Here is a 15,147-nt window from a genome sequence, read left to right on the forward strand (position 1 = left end):
TTATTTATTAATGGAAAATTTAAAGAATGTATCTCCCGTTGAAGACTTCAATTGGGATGCTTACGAAAATGGCGAAGCAGTGGCCGGTGCAAGTCACGAAGAACTGGAAAAGGCGTATGACAACACGCTGAACAGAGTTAACGACCGCGAGGTGGTTGACGGAACCGTAATCGCAATGAACAAGCGTGAAGTAGTTGTGAACATCGGTTACAAATCAGACGGCATCATTCCGATGAGTGAGTTCCGTTACAATCCCGACCTGAAAGTGGGTGATACCGTAGAGGTGTACATCGAAAATCAGGAAGACAAAAAAGGACAGCTTGTCCTCTCTCACCGCAAGGCTCGTGCTACCCGTTCTTGGGACCGCGTGAACGCAGCTTTGGAAAACGAAGAAATTATCAAGGGGTACATCAAGTGCCGCACAAAGGGTGGTATGATCGTAGACGTATTCGGTATCGAGGCTTTCTTGCCGGGTTCTCAAATCGACGTGAAGCCTATCCGCGACTACGATGTATTCGTTGGCAAAACGATGGAATTCAAGGTTGTCAAAATCAATCAGGAATTCAAGAATGTGGTTGTTTCTCACAAGGCGCTTATCGAGGCCGAACTGGAACAACAGAAGAAAGAAATCATCGGTAAACTCGAAAAAGGCCAAGTGCTTGAGGGTACCGTTAAAAATATCACTTCCTATGGCGTATTTATCGACTTGGGCGGCGTAGACGGTTTGATTCACATCACTGACCTGTCTTGGGGCCGTGTCAGCGATCCGAAAGAAGTGGTTGAACTCGACCAGAAACTCAATGTGGTTATCCTTGACTTCGACGACGAGAAGAAGCGTATCGCTCTCGGCTTGAAGCAACTCACTCCGCATCCTTGGGATGCACTGAGCGCCGAATTGAAGGTGGGCGATCACGTGAAGGGTAAAGTTGTTGTTATGGCCGATTACGGTGCATTCATCGAAATCGCTCCGGGCGTAGAAGGTTTGATTCACGTTTCCGAGATGTCTTGGTCTCAACACCTGCGCTCTGCACAGGACTTCATGAAGGTAGGCGACGAAGTAGAAGCCGTTGTACTGACTTTGGATCGTGAAGAACGTAAGATGTCTCTCGGCATCAAGCAGTTGAAGGCCGATCCTTGGGAAACCATCGAAGAGAAATATCCCATCGGCAGCAAGCACACCGCTAAAGTACGCAACTTCACTAATTTCGGTGTATTTGTTGAAATCGAAGAGGGCGTTGACGGCTTGATTCACATCTCTGATCTGTCTTGGACGAAGAAAGTAAAACATCCGTCAGAATTTACTCAGATTGGTGCCGACATCGACGTACAGGTTCTGGAAATCGATAAGGAAAACCGTCGTTTGAGCCTCGGCCACAAGCAACTCGAAGAGAATCCTTGGGATGTATTCGAAACAGTATTCACCGTAGGTTCGGTACACGAAGGCACTATCATCGAAATGCTGGATAAGGGTGCTGTTGTTGCTCTGCCTTATGGTGTAGAAGGTTTCGCTACTCCGAAACACCTTGTTAAGGAAGATGGTTCTCAGGCACAGTTGGACGAGAAACTCGAATTCAAGGTTATCGAGTTCAACAAAGATGCCAAGCGCATCATCCTCTCTCACAGCCGTATCTTTGAGGATGCTGCAAAGGCAGAAGAGAGAGCCGAGAAGAAGGCTGCCAAGAAAGCAAACAGCAAGAGAGAAGAAGCAACTCCTGTTATCCAGAATCAGGCTGCATCTACCACTCTGGGCGACATCGACGCCTTGGCTGCTTTGAAAGAGCAATTGGAAGCCGGTAAGAAGTAATTGAACTTCCATTTAAGTACGAAAAAGAATGGCATCCTCCATTCGGAAACGTAATAAAATGTAATAGATAATTGAAAGAGTCGTATCATGCTCTCATTGAGCATGGTAGGACTCTTTTCTTTGTTTGACGAGAAAACTTAAAATAATGATACCTTTCATCCTTTTATGTACTTGTTTACCCTTATGGACATTGGCTTTTGTACTATTGGTACAGCGTTTCCCGAAAGACAAAAAGCAGTGGCTCTCGTGGGTTTCCTTATTGTTGCTCCTCTTTCTTCCCGTATTGTTTTTTCCGTTGTCTGCCTATGCCGACAAGCGGGAGGCGATACGGATGGGAGATTATACGCTTGAAGCGCGGCAGGAGTTCCGGCTTCGTATCTGGATTTGTGTATGCAGCTACATGGCGGAGTTGGTCATCGGTTTTCTGCTGAAATACATAGGCGTGGAGTTTTATGGAGAATTGGCTGTGAGTTGTGTCAATATTCTCCTGTTCCTGCTGATTCTGACATGTTGGGATTTGTTCCGTCCTCTTCGGTATTGATGCAGGTCATATATTTGATATAAAAAGGGAATTGCGGATTGTTTCCGTAGTTCCCTTTTTGTTTTCGTATTTGCGGTGCTTTGATTATCTTTGCCCCGTTATGGAAAAATTTGACATACATATCCTCGGCTGCGGTTCCGCATTGCCTACCACACGCCATTTCCCCACTTCGCAGATAGTGAACGTGCGTGATAAGTTGTTTATGATAGACTGTGGGGAAGGCGCCCAACTGCAGTTTCGTAAATCTCGATTGAAATTCTCCCGGCTGAACCATGTCTTTATTTCCCATTTGCATGGAGATCATTGTTACGGCCTGTTGGGCCTAATCTCTACGCTGAATCTTTTGGGACGTACTGCCGAGCTGCACATACATTCTCCCAAAGGCCTGGAAGAACTCTTGACGCCGATGCTCGACTTTTTCAATCGGCAGATGTCGTACAAGGTGCTCTTCCATGTGTTCGAGACAAAGGAACCCATGCTGATTTATGAAGACCGCTCGCTGACGGTGACAACCATTCCGTTGCGTCATCGCATGCCCTGTTGCGGTTTCCTGTTTGCGGAGAAACCTCGCCCCAACCACATCATCCGTGATATGGTAGACTTCTACCAAGTGCCGGTGTACGAACTGAACCGTATAAAGAACGGAGAAGACTATGTGACGCTGGCAGGAGAAACCATTCCCAACCATCTGCTGACGCATCCTGCCGACCCTCCCCGCCGTTATGCCTATTGCTCGGATACAATCTGTCTGCCTTCTATCGTCGGACAGATACAAGGCGTAGACCTGCTTTTCCATGAGGCCACCTTTGCCGAAGAAGATGCGCCGCGTGCCGGAGAAACATTCCATACAACTGCGGCACAAGCTGCCGGGATAGCCAAAGCCGCCGGAGTGAAGCGGTTGCTTATAGGCCACTTCTCCGCCCGGTATGAGGAAGAAACTGTACTGCTACAAGAGGCTTCAACCATATTCCCCGATACGCTGCTTGCTAAAGAGACACTTTGCGTGTCGGTGTGAATTAAACTTTTTGTATCTTTGGCAGTCTAAAACAACAAATGCGAACGGAAGTTTATGACCTCTTCTTATAATGAACGCGAAGTGTTGGCCCTTTTGCTGGACGAAAGTACGCAAAAACAAGGGTTCGAGATGATTGTTGCCCAGTATAGCGAACAACTGTACTGGCAGATTCGCCGCATGGTTCTTTCTCATGAAGATGCCAACGATTTGCTTCAGAACACTTTTATTAAAGCATGGATAAATATCGACTATTTCCGGGCGGAGGCCAAGCTCTCCACTTGGCTTTATCGCATTGCTTTGAACGAGTGCCTTACCTTCCTGAACAAGCGGCAGGCTTTATCTACCGTCTCTTTGGACGATGCGGAGGCTGATGTGCTCCGAAAGCTGGAGAGCGACCCGTACTTCTCCGGCGACAAGGCGGAAATGACTCTTCAAAAGGCTTTGCTCACCTTGCCGGAAAAGCAACGCATGGTGTTCAATCTGAAATATTATCAAGAGATGAAATATGAAGAGATGTCCGAAATCTTTGGCACATCGGTGGGGGCTTTGAAAGCGTCCTATCATCATGCCGTGAAGAAAATCGAAAGTTTTATAAGCGAAGCGGATTAAACCTTTGCCGTGAAACAATGTCTAATTGAACAGGAAGGAGAAAGAAACTTTATGAAGGAAGAAGATAAAATACGGAAAAAGATAGGAGCGGAGAATCCTTTCCGCGTTCCCGACGGTTACTTTGACAATCTTACCTCGGAGGTGATGAGCCGACTTCCCGAGAAAGAGAAAAATGCTATCACTCAAAGAGAGCCTACAAGATGGGAAATGGTGAGGCCGTGGCTGTATATGGCTGCCATGTTCATTGGTGCAGCATTGATTATCAGGGTGGCTTCTTCAGACCGTACGCCTGCCGCGGATAGCGTGGTTGCCGATGAGACGGAAGCCCAGATGGAATATATTAATATGGCTGTGGAAAACTCCATGATGGACGACTATTCATTGTACGTCTTCTTGGCAGATTCTGATGCCGAATGAAAAAACAACTACTTAGCTGATTGAAAAAATGAAAAGACTAATCGTTTTATTGGTAATGGCATGTGGTGTAATGCCTTTGCTTCGGGCTGGTAATGGAATCAATCAATACTTGTCACCCGATGAGTTTCGTACCAAACAGAAGGCCTTTATCATTGAAAAGGCCGGATTGACAAATGAGGAAGCTGCTATATTCTTCCCCTTGTATTTCGAGTTGCAGGATCGGAAAAAGCAGTTGAACGATGAAGCATGGACATTGCTCCGGAAGGGTAAGGATAAAGAAACTACCGAAGCCCAGTATCAGGAAATTTTGGAGGGAGTATACGACGCCCGTATCGCTTCCGACCGTTTGGATAAGACCTACTTCGATAAATTTAAGAAAATATTATCCTACAAGAAAATATATCTGGTACAGAGAGCTGAAATGCGTTTCCATCGCGAACTGCTGAGGGGCATGCACAAGAAAGGTGAAAGGCCTCAAAGAAGGATGCAAGGACGTAGCAAGTAAGAAGCAGCTTTGCATCTAACCTGTTTTGCATTGGAAAAGGGGTTATGCTTTGTGTCCCTTTTCCAATGCTTTGGCTTCGTTCCATAGCACATCCATTTCTTCCAGCGTCATGTCGTGCAGGCTCTTTCCTTCTTTGATGGTATGTGCCTCCAGATAGTTGAAGCGGTTGATGAATTTCTGATTGGTTCGTTCTAGTGCATTGTCCGGATTGATTTTGTATAGGCGGGCGGCATTGATGAGGCTGAACATGACGTCACCGAATTCCGCTTCCGCTTTGTCTTTTTCCATCTGCCCCACTTCCGCTTGAAATTCTTTGATTTCCTCTTTCACTTTCTCCCAAACCTGTTCACGTTCTTCCCAATCGAACCCTACGTTGCGAGCCTTATCTTGAATGCGGTAGGCTTTAATCAGTGAGGGAAGAGCAGCCGGGACACCGCTTAGCACGGTTTTATTGCCGTTTTTCTCTTTCAACTTCAGTTGTTCCCAGTTTTCAGAAACCTGTCCGGCTGTCTCTGCTTTTACATCGCCGAACACGTGAGGATGACGGAAAATCAGTTTTTCGCAAAGACGGTCGCAGACGTCTTTCATGTCGAAATCACCGGTTTCACTGCCTATCTTTGCATAGAAAGCCACGTGCAGCAATACATCGCCCAACTCTTTGCAGATGTCATCCTTGTCATCGCGCATCAGGGCGTCGCAAAGCTCGTAAGTTTCTTCGATGGTGTTGGGGCGCAGGCTTTCATTGGTTTGTTTGCGATCCCACGGACATTTCTCGCGGAGTTCGTCGAGTATATCGAGGAAGCGTCCGAAAGCTTCCATCTGTTCTTTTCTGTTATGTATCATTATCTGTATCTTTTTAAGTAATTTCTGTTTATCGTGGGACAAATAGCCTCATTTCCTCTCTTAGATCATCTGCACTTGGGAATGACAGTTGCCTCACTCCTTCTTTCTCTTCGGCATTCAAGCGGTTCGTTGCTTGTATTATTTGTTCATATTCATAATAGGAGACCAGCAATCCCACAACCTCCGAGTAATTCTTACGACCGCTCGAAATGTTGTTCCCTTTCAGATACCAATCGTAAATCCTATCCTGTATCTTTCCAAGGAGCGGACTGTATTTCTCCATCCAATACTTCCGGTTGCTCTGCACTTGTTCGATGATTTCCGGCCTTATGCGGTGGACAAGCAGTGCATATTCTTCTTCGGTCATCAGTAGGGCAGCATTGCCGAGCACATGTGGGAGTACCGACAAGTAGCCGCTGAAGCGAATGCCGCGTGCTTTGGAACGGATGCATACCTGATAGGCATAGAAGTTGGCTTCCGCTTCGCCGGCAATGCCTAACAGATGTGCCAGTTCGTGGGCATAAGTGGCAGGATATTGCGATGGGAGCAGATCGCCGTTCAGCGTGAACTCGCAAAAGAAAGGTCCCATGCTTCCGGTGACCCCAACCATCGAGATGAGAGGAGTGAAAAGCATGGTTTTCGCACGCGGAGAATCTTGGAGCGGGTAGTGCACGCCCAGACTATCGCTGATTTGGCGGTAAGCGTTGACGCTTTCTCGGCGCACCAACGGCTCATTGATAGAAGTGATACGAACGTAAGAACCGTTCAGCTTGTCGATATAATCGTTTGCGAATGCCTGAAAAGCGGTCTTGCTGTATTCCCGCCGCGACATATCCGTCCGTTCATATATGTCTTTTTGAAAATAGTTCAGCCCCCATGCCAGATAAAACCAAGCATATATCCACGCCAGATATTCCGCTTCGTTCAACAGAATCTGCTTCCATTTCTTTTTCTGTACGTAGTATGCTTTGACGGGATAAAGAAAAAGGCCGATGATGCTCAGAAAGATGAATAAGTCGCCTATGGCAAAAGGGATAAGCCCGGAAAAAGACGATAGGCAGAAAGCGATTATCGGATAAACGATGCGCGCATACATGTCGCTCAATGATGGAATAAGTTGAGTTGCCCATGTGGCAGACAGCAGCACGATTAGTATAACATGTCTGAATTTCAGCTTGTACCTCATTTTATCCATTGTTTTATAGGGGCAAAAATATATATTTAATTTTTAATTCATTAATTTTGCACGCGTTATTCGAAATAAATTAATCGTAGATATTTAAAAAAAACATGGAATTAGCAAGTAAGTACAATCCTGCTGACGTGGAGGAAAAGTGGTACCGGTATTGGTTGGGCCACAAATTATTCAGTTCGAAACCCGATAGTCGCGAGCCTTACACTGTCGTCATTCCGCCTCCTAACGTCACCGGTGTGTTGCACATGGGACACATGCTTAATAATACCATTCAAGATATTCTGGTGCGTCGTGCTCGCATGGAAGGTAAAAACGCCTGCTGGGTGCCGGGTACCGATCATGCTTCCATCGCTACCGAGGCCAAAGTGGTGAACAAACTCGCCGAACAAGGAATCAAGAAGACCGACCTCACTCGTGAAGAATTTCTGAAGCACGCTTGGGAATGGACTGACGAGCATGGCGGAATCATCCTGAAGCAACTTCGCAAGTTGGGTGCTTCTTGCGATTGGGAGCGCACGGCTTTCACCATGGACGAAACTCGTAGCGAGAGTGTGCTGAAGGTTTTTGTAGATTTGTATAATAAAGGTTTGATATACCGGGGTGTCCGCATGGTGAACTGGGATCCGAAGGCATTGACTGCTCTCAGCGATGAGGAAGTTATCTATAAGGAAGAGCATAGCAAACTATATTATCTGAAATATATGGTAGAAGGTGATCCCGAAGGGCGTTATGCGGTGGTTGCCACTACCCGTCCCGAAACCATTATGGGTGATACTGCAATGTGTATCAATCCCGAAGACCCCAAGAATACTTGGTTGAAGGGGAAAAAAGTGATTGTTCCATTGGTAGGCCGTGCCATTCCGGTGATTGAAGACGATTATGTGGATATCGAATTCGGTACCGGCTGTTTGAAGGTTACTCCTGCGCATGATGTGAACGACTATATGCTGGGCGAGAAGTATAATTTGCCGAGTATCGACATCTTCAATGATAACGGAACACTTAGCGAAGCAGCGGGGCTGTATGTCGGCATGGATCGTTTCGACGTGCGCGAGCAGATAGAGAAAGATCTTGCTGCCGCCGGATTGCTTGAAAAGGTAGAGGCATATACCAATAAGGTAGGCTTCTCTGAGCGAACCAATGTACCCATCGAACCGAAGCTTTCCATGCAATGGTTCTTGAAAATGCAGCATTTTGCGGATATGGCATTACCGCCGGTGATGAATGATGAATTGAAGTTTTATCCTGCCAAATATAAGAATACGTATAAGAATTGGCTGGAGAACGTCAAGGACTGGTGCATCAGCCGTCAGTTGTGGTGGGGACATCGCATCCCGGCTTATTTCTTGCCGGAAGGCGGCTATGTGGTAGCTGCCACTGCCGAAGAGGCGTTGAAGTTGGCTAAAGAAAAGACCGGTAATTCCGGCTTGAAAATGGAAGATCTCCGTCAGGACGAAGACTGCTTGGACACTTGGTTCTCTTCATGGTTGTGGCCTATATCTTTGTTTGATGGCATCAACAACCCCGGTAACGAGGAAATCAAATATTATTATCCTACAAGCGATTTGGTGACCGGGCCGGATATCATCTTCTTTTGGGTGGCACGTATGATTATGGCCGGCTACGAATATGAAGGCGAGATGCCGTTTAGAAATGTTTATTTTACGGGTATTGTTCGCGACAAGCTGGGACGTAAGATGTCGAAATCGTTGGGCAACTCTCCCGATCCGTTGGAGTTGATAGAGAAGTATGGCGCCGATGGTGTGCGTATGGGTATGATGCTTTCGGCTCCTGCCGGCAATGATATTCTTTTCGACGATGCGCTGTGCGAACAGGGGCGCAACTTCTGTAACAAGATATGGAATGCTTTTCGCTTGGTGAATGGCTGGAAGGTAGACGAGGAAAAGCAGGTTTCCGAAGCCTCGCGTCTGGCTGCCGAGTGGTTTGAGTCCAAACAAAACGAAGTGGCTGCCGAAGTGGCCGACCTTTTTGGCAAATATCGCCTGAGCGAAGCCTTGATGGCTGTATACAAATTATTCTGGGATGAATTCTCTTCTTGGTATCTGGAAATTATCAAACCGGCTTACGGCGAAGGAATTCCAAGCAGTATCCACGACTGCACCCTGCGTTTTTTTGATAATTTGCTGCATTTGTTGCATCCTTTTATGCCGTTCATCACCGAGGAAATCTGGCAGCATCTCTACAATCGTACAGAAGAGGAGATAGAGGAGGAACACATCAGCCTGATGATAGACACGATAACCATAGATAGCGTGGTATATAAAGATGTGCTTGCCCGCTTTGAAACCGTAAAAGAAGTAATCAGTAGCATCCGCTCTATCCGTTTGCAAAAGAATATTGCCCAGAAAGAAGCGTTGGAATTGCAGGTCATCGGTGAAAATCCGGCGGTTGAATTCAACGCTGTTATTGAAAAGATGTGCAACCTTTCGACAATCAATGTGGTGGAGACCAAGACTGAAGGAGCTGCCGCATTTATGGTAGGCACGACTGAATATGCAGTGCCTATCGGCAATATGATTGATGTGGAAGCTGAAATAGCCCGTATGGAGGCCGAGCTGAAGCATAAGGAAGGCTTCCTTCAAGGTGTACTGAAGAAATTGGGCAATGAGAAGTTTGTGAGCAACGCTCCGGCTGCCGTCATTGAAATGGAACGTAAGAAGCAGGCGGATGCCGAAAGCATTATCAACTCTTTGAAAGAAAGCATAGCGGCGTTGCGTAAAGCATGAGTAGAATTAGTATGAAAAAAAGAACTCCGAGATGGAAACATCTCGGAGTTCTTTTTTATTTGTATAATAGAAAGCTTTGGGAAGCTTCTAACCGCTTTTATTTCTCCAATAGATTCTTCAAGAAAGCGTCCAGTTCTTCATCCAGTCCTTTCAGTAGTTCATCATTTACCAATAAGGTTTCATCGTCTATCAACAAGAGTTCAGCAAGGGTTTCTTTCTCATCATCTACCAGTACAAAGGAGAAAGGTTTTAGAATGGTCAGTTTGTCAAAAACTCCTGCGTTTTTCATGTTGCAGAGCAGGGTGGTGAGGATACGTTCCGTATTCTCGTAGAAATCATCCCCTTCGTAAGTAGTCCATTCTTCGATAGTGGTATTGATAAGCTCTTCATCCTCATCATCAAAGACAGACAGCTCGCCCGAGTTTTGGTTCGGTTGCAGATGAATATCCGTAACGATGGTCTGTTCGCAACCGCAAGTATATTTCCCAATTGCTTTTTTGATGCTATCCTCCAAGAGTGATAATGACGATTGACTGAGCTTCATAATTGCTTTTTCTTAATAGTTGTTCAAAGGTAGGGAAAATTATTTATAATGTATGGTTAAAGGTGAAAAAAACAGATATATAGCTATTCTTCCTCTTTAAACCGCATCATTTGCATGTTCAGCCGTGCCATTCCTTCCTTTCGTTTCTGCAATTCGTTCACGTATGAGGTGGTGAAGAGATAATAGGAAGTCATGCTGTCACTGAGTTCGGCACTATCCTTCGATGTATTCTTTCCTTTTCCATCGGTGAGGGCTTGCGCTTTCGATGCCCATTCCAGAGCAGTGTCTATGCTGTCTTGCATCTCATATCCCAAGGCTATGTTGCAGGCGGCATGTATTTTTTGCTTTCCCTTCTTGTTATTGTAAGTCTGCTTCCAGAGGGCGATGGCTTCTGTCCAATTCTCTTCTTTGGCATATATTGCACCGTCGCGCATGTTCACTGAACCACTGCTGAAGAGATATCGGTTATCGGTTTTCCAATAAGGGAGTAGGTGCTTGGTAGGTATTGTGCCGGCAAACTCCGATGCTTGTTTCAGCATATCTTCTTCTTTGATGAGGTGGCTACGCACGTAAGCTTCTCCGCTTCCTACTTCCTCCCAGAAAATGCTGTCATTGGTACTGACAGTCACCATGGGACCTTTACGGTTGGGCAGATACACTTTTACTGTGGGATAAACCTTTACATCTACAGTGCCATGAAAAACTCCCCAATCGGGTATATAGCTTATCTTGCGGGTGGAACGCATCTGTACATTCTCCAAGGCGATCAGGAAATCTACATCAAGGTTTTGGATAAGATGATTTACTTCTTCCGTCGACAATGTGCTTTCTCGTGGACTGATGTCTTTGCTGCGCAAGGCGGAGTCGCAGATCACTACTTCTTCAAAATAGTTTTCATCGGCTAGGGTCTTTGCCAGCGATTCGGCGGTTGTTGCGGCATCTCCATTATAGTAGTTGGTCATCCGCATCCACTCGTTTGCTCCTTTGTTCTGCTCTTCTTTTGTGATAATCAGTTTGTTGTCGGGAACAGAAGGCATGTTGTTGACAACAGCTACCCGTTTCAGAGTAGTAGGAAAGCTGACTTCTGCCGGAAGCATATACTCAATGGACAGTTGTTCTACACTCCGACAACTGCCCAAAAGCAGTAAAATTGTCAGTAACAGACAATAGTGATATTTTGCCATCTTCTTCAAGATCTTGTTTTAAAAACAAAATTACGCTTTTAAGCTGATATATATAAAGATTAGAAGTTATAAAAAGGTTAGACGAAAATAAAAAATGCAAATGTCTAAAATATCTATGTATCTTTAAACTGCTGGATGCAGATAGCATCCCGATACACAGCTCTTGAATAAAGAAAAAGAGCGTTTGGGGCGTCTGCGCCTGAGAAAAGCTCTCTTTTTGAAGGTCAGCTATCCATTCCGGACAGTGCGTAAGAGACTTAATCTCTTCTTGTGTTAAGAATTGGGGCAAACACTCCCCCAAAAAGAATCCTATAAAAAAACGCAGAGCAAGAATTACCAAGCTCTGCGCTGCCTCATACCGTTTGGCTTTAGGCATTTCTTCCGTGACAATTCTTAAATTTCTTACCGCTGCCACAAGGACAAGGATCATTACGTCCTACTGTTTTTTCGGTACGGATCGGTTCCCGTCTGGGTTGTTCGCGCGTATCTTGCGCTACGGCGGCCTGCTGATGCGGGTCGTTCAGGTCTACCTTCTGTTCGCGGTATTTACTCATATCCTGACGTTGTTCCGGAGCAGCCTGGCGTACCTCTACATGGCGAGCCGACCGTTGAACTTCCTGATTTTCGGCAGGTGCTTCCTGCATCGGAATCTGTCCGCGCATAAGGATAGAAATGGTCTGGTTGTTTATTTTGTCAACCATGGCATCAAACAAGTTTACGGATTCCAGCTTATAAATCAACAACGGATCTTTCTGCTCGTAGCTTGCATTCTGTACAGAGTGCTTCAAATCATCCAGTTCGCGCAGGTTTTCTTTCCATGCTTCGTCGATAACGTGCAACAGGATTGATTTCTCGAACGACTTCACTACCTCCTTGCATTCGGTTTCGTAAGCTTTCTTCAAGTTGCAGGAGATGTTGTACATCCGTTTGCCGTCGGTGATAGGTATCAAGATGTTTTCGTACATGTGACCTTGTGCTTCGTACACCTGCTTGATGACCGGATGGGCAATCTGTGCCATGCGTTCGGTTTTACGCTTGAAGAGTGTCATGGCAGCTTCGAAAGTTCTGTCTGCAAGACTTTCTTTCTTCTCGTTGCGGAATTCCTCTTCGGTGAAAGGCACCTCCATGGCAAGGGTCTGGAGCACATCCATCTTGCAGTTTTCATAATCGGGGGCTTCTACGGCGTTGGCGCAGCGATCCCAAATCATGTTTACGATATCCATGCCGATGCGTTCGCCCATCAGCGCGTGGCGGCGTTTGGTGTAGACCACCGTACGCTGTTTGTTCATCACGTCATCGTATTCCAGCAGTCGCTTACGGATGCCGAAGTTGTTTTCTTCCACTTTCTTCTGCGCACGTTCTATGGATTTGGAAATCATGCTGTGCTCAATCATTTCGCCCTCTTTGAAACCAAGCTTATCCATCACGCCGGCAATACGGTCGGAAGAGAAGAGGCGCATCAGGTCGTCTTCCAGTGACACGAAGAAAACAGAGGAACCGGGGTCACCCTGACGACCTGCACGACCGCGCAACTGGCGGTCTACACGACGGCTTTCATGGCGTTCCGTACCGATGATGGCAAGACCACCGGCAGCTTTCACCTCGGGACTCAGCTTGATATCCGTACCACGGCCGGCCATATTCGTGGCGATGGTCACCGCACACTTCAAACCGGCTTTCGCCACAATGTCCGCTTCCTTTTGGTGCAACTTGGCGTTCAATACGCTATGTTCTATCTTACGCATGGCAAGCATCTTGCTCAGCATTTCGGAAATCTCCACTGATGTAGTACCCACCAGAACCGGACGTCCGGCTGCTACCATCTTTTCTATTTCCTCGATGACGGCTTTGTATTTCTCGCGTTTCGTCTTGTAAACGCGGTCGTTCATGTCATTACGGGCAATGGCACGGTTGGTGGGGATAACTACCACATCCAGTTTATAGATGTCCCACAACTCGCCGGCCTCTGTTTCAGCGGTACCTGTCATACCGGATAGTTTGTGATACATGCGGAAGTAGTTCTGCAACGTAATCGTGGCGAAAGTCTGTGTGGCTGCTTCCACCTTCACGCCCTCTTTGGCTTCGATGGCCTGATGCAAGCCGTCGGAATAGCGGCGACCTTCCATGATACGTCCGGTCTGCTCGTCCACGATCTTCACTTGTCCGTTGATGACTACGTATTCGTCGTCTTTCTCGAACATGGTATAGGCCTTCAGTAGCTGGTTGATGGTGTGCACGCGTTCGCTCTTCACGGCATAGTTCGTCATCAGGGTATCCTTCTTTTCCAGACGCTGTTCGTCCGTCAGTTCTGTTTCGTTTTCCAAGGCCGAGAGCTGGGCGGTGATGTCGGGCAGTACAAAGAAAGTGGGGTCTTCGGCATTTCCGCTGATAAGATCCACGCCCTTGTCCGTCAGATCCACGCTGTTCAGTTTCTCGTCTATTACGAAGTACAGCGGATCTGTCACCTCGTGCATGCGTTTGTTGTTCTGCTCCATGTAGATTTCCTCGGTCTTCAGCATGCCGGCCTTGATGCCCTGTTCGCTCAAGAACTTGATGAGAGGTTTGTTCTTGGGCAGGCACTTGTGGCTGCGATATAAGGCGAGGAATCCCTCTTCCTGGTCTTTTTTGTCGTCCGAGGCAATGAGCCGTTTGGCATCGGCCAGATATTGGGTGGCTATTCTCTTTTGCGCTTCCACCAGACGTTCCACTTGCGGGCGGAGCTGCTCGAAGAGCTGGTCGTCGCCTTTGGGCACGGGGCCGGAGATGATAAGCGGAGTACGGGCATCGTCGATCAATACCGAGTCCACCTCATCCACGATGGCATAATTGTGCTGACGTTGTACAAGGTCTTTCGGGCTGATAGCCATGTTGTCACGCAGGTAATCGAAGCCGAATTCATTGTTTGTTCCGAAGGTGATGTCCGCCATATAAGCTTTTCGGCGGGCGTCGGAGTTGGGCTGGTGCTTGTCGATGCAGTCCACGCTCAAGCCGTGGAACATATAGAGCGGTCCCATCCACTCGGAGTCACGTTTGGCCAGATAGTCGTTCACGGTCACTACGTGTACACCGTTACCTGTCAGGGCATTGAGGAATACCGGCAGGGTGGCCACCAGTGTTTTACCTTCACCCGTTGCCATTTCGGCAATTTTTCCTTTGTGCAATACCACACCACCAAACAATTGCACGTCATAGTGCACCATGTTCCATACGGTGTCGTTGCCACCGGCTATCCAGTGGTTTTGGTAGATGGCCTTGTCGCCCTCTATGCGGACGAAGTCTTTGGTGGCTGCCAGTTGGCGGTCAAATTCGGTGGCCGTCACCGTCACTTCTTCATTCTCGGCGAAGCGCCGGGCAGTTTCCTTTACGATGGCAAAAGCGGTGGGAAGCACTTCGTCCAATGCCTTTTCGTAAATGTCCAATATTTCTTTTTCTATTTTGTCAATCTGATTGAAAATGTCTTCGCGTTTTTCCAGTTCGGTGTCTTCCACGCTTGCTTTCAATTCTTCTACTTTGGTGCGCTGTTCGGTAGCCGATTCGAGGATGTAGACCTTCAGTTCCTCAGTCTTGGCGCGCAAACCATCGTTGTCGAGCTTGGCTACTTCCGGATAAGCGGCTTTAATTTTCTCCACCCACGGCTGTATTTCTTTCATGTCGCGTGTGGACTTATTGCCGAAAATCGAGCTTAAAAATTCATTGAATCCCATTATATATCTGTTTTTATTATTATTGCTGAGTTAATTAGG

The 15,147-nt window shown here is 46.9% G+C and carries 13 protein-coding genes; 7 read left to right on the forward strand and 6 right to left on the reverse strand.

Going from position 1 to position 15,147, the window contains the following annotated elements:
• Nucleotides 1-10: 10 nt before the first annotated feature.
• The 6 genes from rpsA (at nt 11) to C3V43_RS00840 (ending at nt 4,891) form a co-directional block, all read left to right on the forward strand.
• A complete protein-coding gene (gene rpsA, locus C3V43_RS00815; protein WP_106068191.1) occupies nt 11-1,804 on the forward strand; it encodes a 30S ribosomal protein S1 in 1,794 nt (597 codons plus the stop codon).
• 145 nt (nt 1,805-1,949) lie between these two features.
• Nucleotides 1,950-2,345, forward strand: a complete 396-nt coding sequence (locus C3V43_RS00820; RefSeq protein WP_129588719.1) for a hypothetical protein — start codon at nt 1,950-1,952, stop codon at nt 2,343-2,345.
• Nucleotides 2,346-2,445: 100 nt separating this feature from the next.
• Complete coding sequence (locus tag C3V43_RS00825) at nt 2,446-3,360, forward strand: ribonuclease Z (protein ID WP_106068193.1); 915 nt, start codon at nt 2,446-2,448, stop codon at nt 3,358-3,360.
• A 54-nt stretch (nt 3,361-3,414) separates the two neighbouring features.
• Nucleotides 3,415-3,969: an RNA polymerase sigma factor gene (locus C3V43_RS00830; RefSeq protein ID WP_106068194.1), complete on the forward strand. Its 555-nt coding sequence runs from the start codon at nt 3,415-3,417 to the stop codon at nt 3,967-3,969.
• 51 nt (nt 3,970-4,020) lie between these two features.
• On the forward strand, nt 4,021-4,386 hold the full coding sequence (locus C3V43_RS00835) for a hypothetical protein (RefSeq protein WP_106070387.1): 366 nt from the start codon (nt 4,021-4,023) through the stop codon (nt 4,384-4,386).
• A 28-nt stretch (nt 4,387-4,414) separates the two neighbouring features.
• On the forward strand, nt 4,415-4,891 hold the full coding sequence (locus tag C3V43_RS00840) for a hypothetical protein (protein WP_106068195.1): 477 nt from the start codon (nt 4,415-4,417) through the stop codon (nt 4,889-4,891).
• A 42-nt stretch (nt 4,892-4,933) separates the two neighbouring features.
• Here C3V43_RS00840 and mazG read toward each other — a convergent pair whose 3' ends face one another.
• Both mazG and C3V43_RS00850 read right to left on the reverse strand, forming a co-directional pair.
• Nucleotides 4,934-5,734 (reverse strand): nucleoside triphosphate pyrophosphohydrolase, encoded by an 801-nt coding sequence (mazG, locus tag C3V43_RS00845; RefSeq protein WP_106068196.1) that lies wholly within the window; start codon nt 5,732-5,734, stop codon nt 4,934-4,936.
• A gap of 28 nt (nt 5,735-5,762) precedes the next feature.
• The gene (locus C3V43_RS00850; protein ID WP_106070388.1) at nt 5,763-6,920 is read right to left on the reverse strand and encodes a DUF3810 domain-containing protein; all 1,158 of its coding nucleotides are present in this window, start codon (nt 6,918-6,920) and stop codon (nt 5,763-5,765) included.
• A gap of 104 nt (nt 6,921-7,024) precedes the next feature.
• On the opposite strand from C3V43_RS00850, the gene C3V43_RS00855 reads away from it, so the two are divergent.
• A complete protein-coding gene (locus C3V43_RS00855; RefSeq protein ID WP_106068197.1) occupies nt 7,025-9,676 on the forward strand; it encodes a valine--tRNA ligase in 2,652 nt (883 codons plus the stop codon).
• A 97-nt stretch (nt 9,677-9,773) separates the two neighbouring features.
• Here C3V43_RS00855 and C3V43_RS00860 read toward each other — a convergent pair whose 3' ends face one another.
• The 4 genes from C3V43_RS00860 to secA all read right to left on the reverse strand — a co-directional run bounded on the left by C3V43_RS00860 (nt 9,774) and on the right by secA (nt 15,108).
• Nucleotides 9,774-10,220 carry a hypothetical protein gene (locus C3V43_RS00860; protein ID WP_106068198.1) on the reverse strand — a complete coding sequence of 149 codons (447 nt, stop codon included), beginning with the start codon at nt 10,218-10,220 and terminating at the stop codon, nt 9,774-9,776.
• 83 nt (nt 10,221-10,303) lie between these two features.
• Nucleotides 10,304-11,404 carry a DUF6340 family protein gene (locus C3V43_RS00865; RefSeq protein WP_106068199.1) on the reverse strand — a complete coding sequence of 367 codons (1,101 nt, stop codon included), beginning with the start codon at nt 11,402-11,404 and terminating at the stop codon, nt 10,304-10,306.
• Nucleotides 11,322-11,819, reverse strand: a complete 498-nt coding sequence (locus C3V43_RS14730) for a hypothetical protein (RefSeq protein ID WP_164996203.1) — start codon at nt 11,817-11,819, stop codon at nt 11,322-11,324. Before C3V43_RS14730 ends, C3V43_RS00865 begins: the two co-directional genes overlap by 83 nt.
• Entirely contained in the window at nt 11,773-15,108 is a 3,336-nt protein-coding gene (gene secA / locus C3V43_RS00870; RefSeq protein ID WP_106068200.1) for a preprotein translocase subunit SecA, read from the reverse strand. The genes C3V43_RS14730 and secA overlap by 47 nt, the downstream gene beginning before the upstream one ends.
• Between the last annotated feature and the right edge of the window lie 39 nt (nt 15,109-15,147).

It is taken from the genome of Prevotella heparinolytica, assembly GCF_002998535.1.
GTDB lineage: Bacteria > Bacteroidota > Bacteroidia > Bacteroidales > Bacteroidaceae > Bacteroides > Bacteroides heparinolyticus.

Excerpts from the sequence above, each read along its gene's own strand:
- C3V43_RS00825 (WP_106068193.1), top strand. The coding sequence starts at position 2,446 with ATGGAAAAATTTGACATACATATCCTCGGCTGCGGTTCCGCATTGCCT.
- C3V43_RS00850 (WP_106070388.1), bottom strand. The coding sequence starts at position 6,920 with ATGAGGTACAAGCTGAAATTCAGACATGTTATACTAATCGTGCTGCTG.
- C3V43_RS00865 (WP_106068199.1), bottom strand. The coding sequence starts at position 11,404 with ATGGCAAAATATCACTATTGTCTGTTACTGACAATTTTACTGCTTTTG.
- C3V43_RS00830 (WP_106068194.1), top strand. The coding sequence starts at position 3,415 with ATGACCTCTTCTTATAATGAACGCGAAGTGTTGGCCCTTTTGCTGGAC.
- C3V43_RS00855 (WP_106068197.1), top strand. The coding sequence starts at position 7,025 with ATGGAATTAGCAAGTAAGTACAATCCTGCTGACGTGGAGGAAAAGTGG.
- C3V43_RS00835 (WP_106070387.1), top strand. The coding sequence starts at position 4,021 with ATGAAGGAAGAAGATAAAATACGGAAAAAGATAGGAGCGGAGAATCCT.
- secA (WP_106068200.1), bottom strand. The coding sequence starts at position 15,108 with ATGGGATTCAATGAATTTTTAAGCTCGATTTTCGGCAATAAGTCCACA.
- mazG (WP_106068196.1), bottom strand. The coding sequence starts at position 5,734 with ATGATACATAACAGAAAAGAACAGATGGAAGCTTTCGGACGCTTCCTC.
- C3V43_RS00820 (WP_129588719.1), top strand. The coding sequence starts at position 1,950 with ATGATACCTTTCATCCTTTTATGTACTTGTTTACCCTTATGGACATTG.
- rpsA (WP_106068191.1), top strand. The coding sequence starts at position 11 with ATGGAAAATTTAAAGAATGTATCTCCCGTTGAAGACTTCAATTGGGAT.
- C3V43_RS00840 (WP_106068195.1), top strand. The coding sequence starts at position 4,415 with ATGAAAAGACTAATCGTTTTATTGGTAATGGCATGTGGTGTAATGCCT.
- C3V43_RS00860 (WP_106068198.1), bottom strand. The coding sequence starts at position 10,220 with ATGAAGCTCAGTCAATCGTCATTATCACTCTTGGAGGATAGCATCAAA.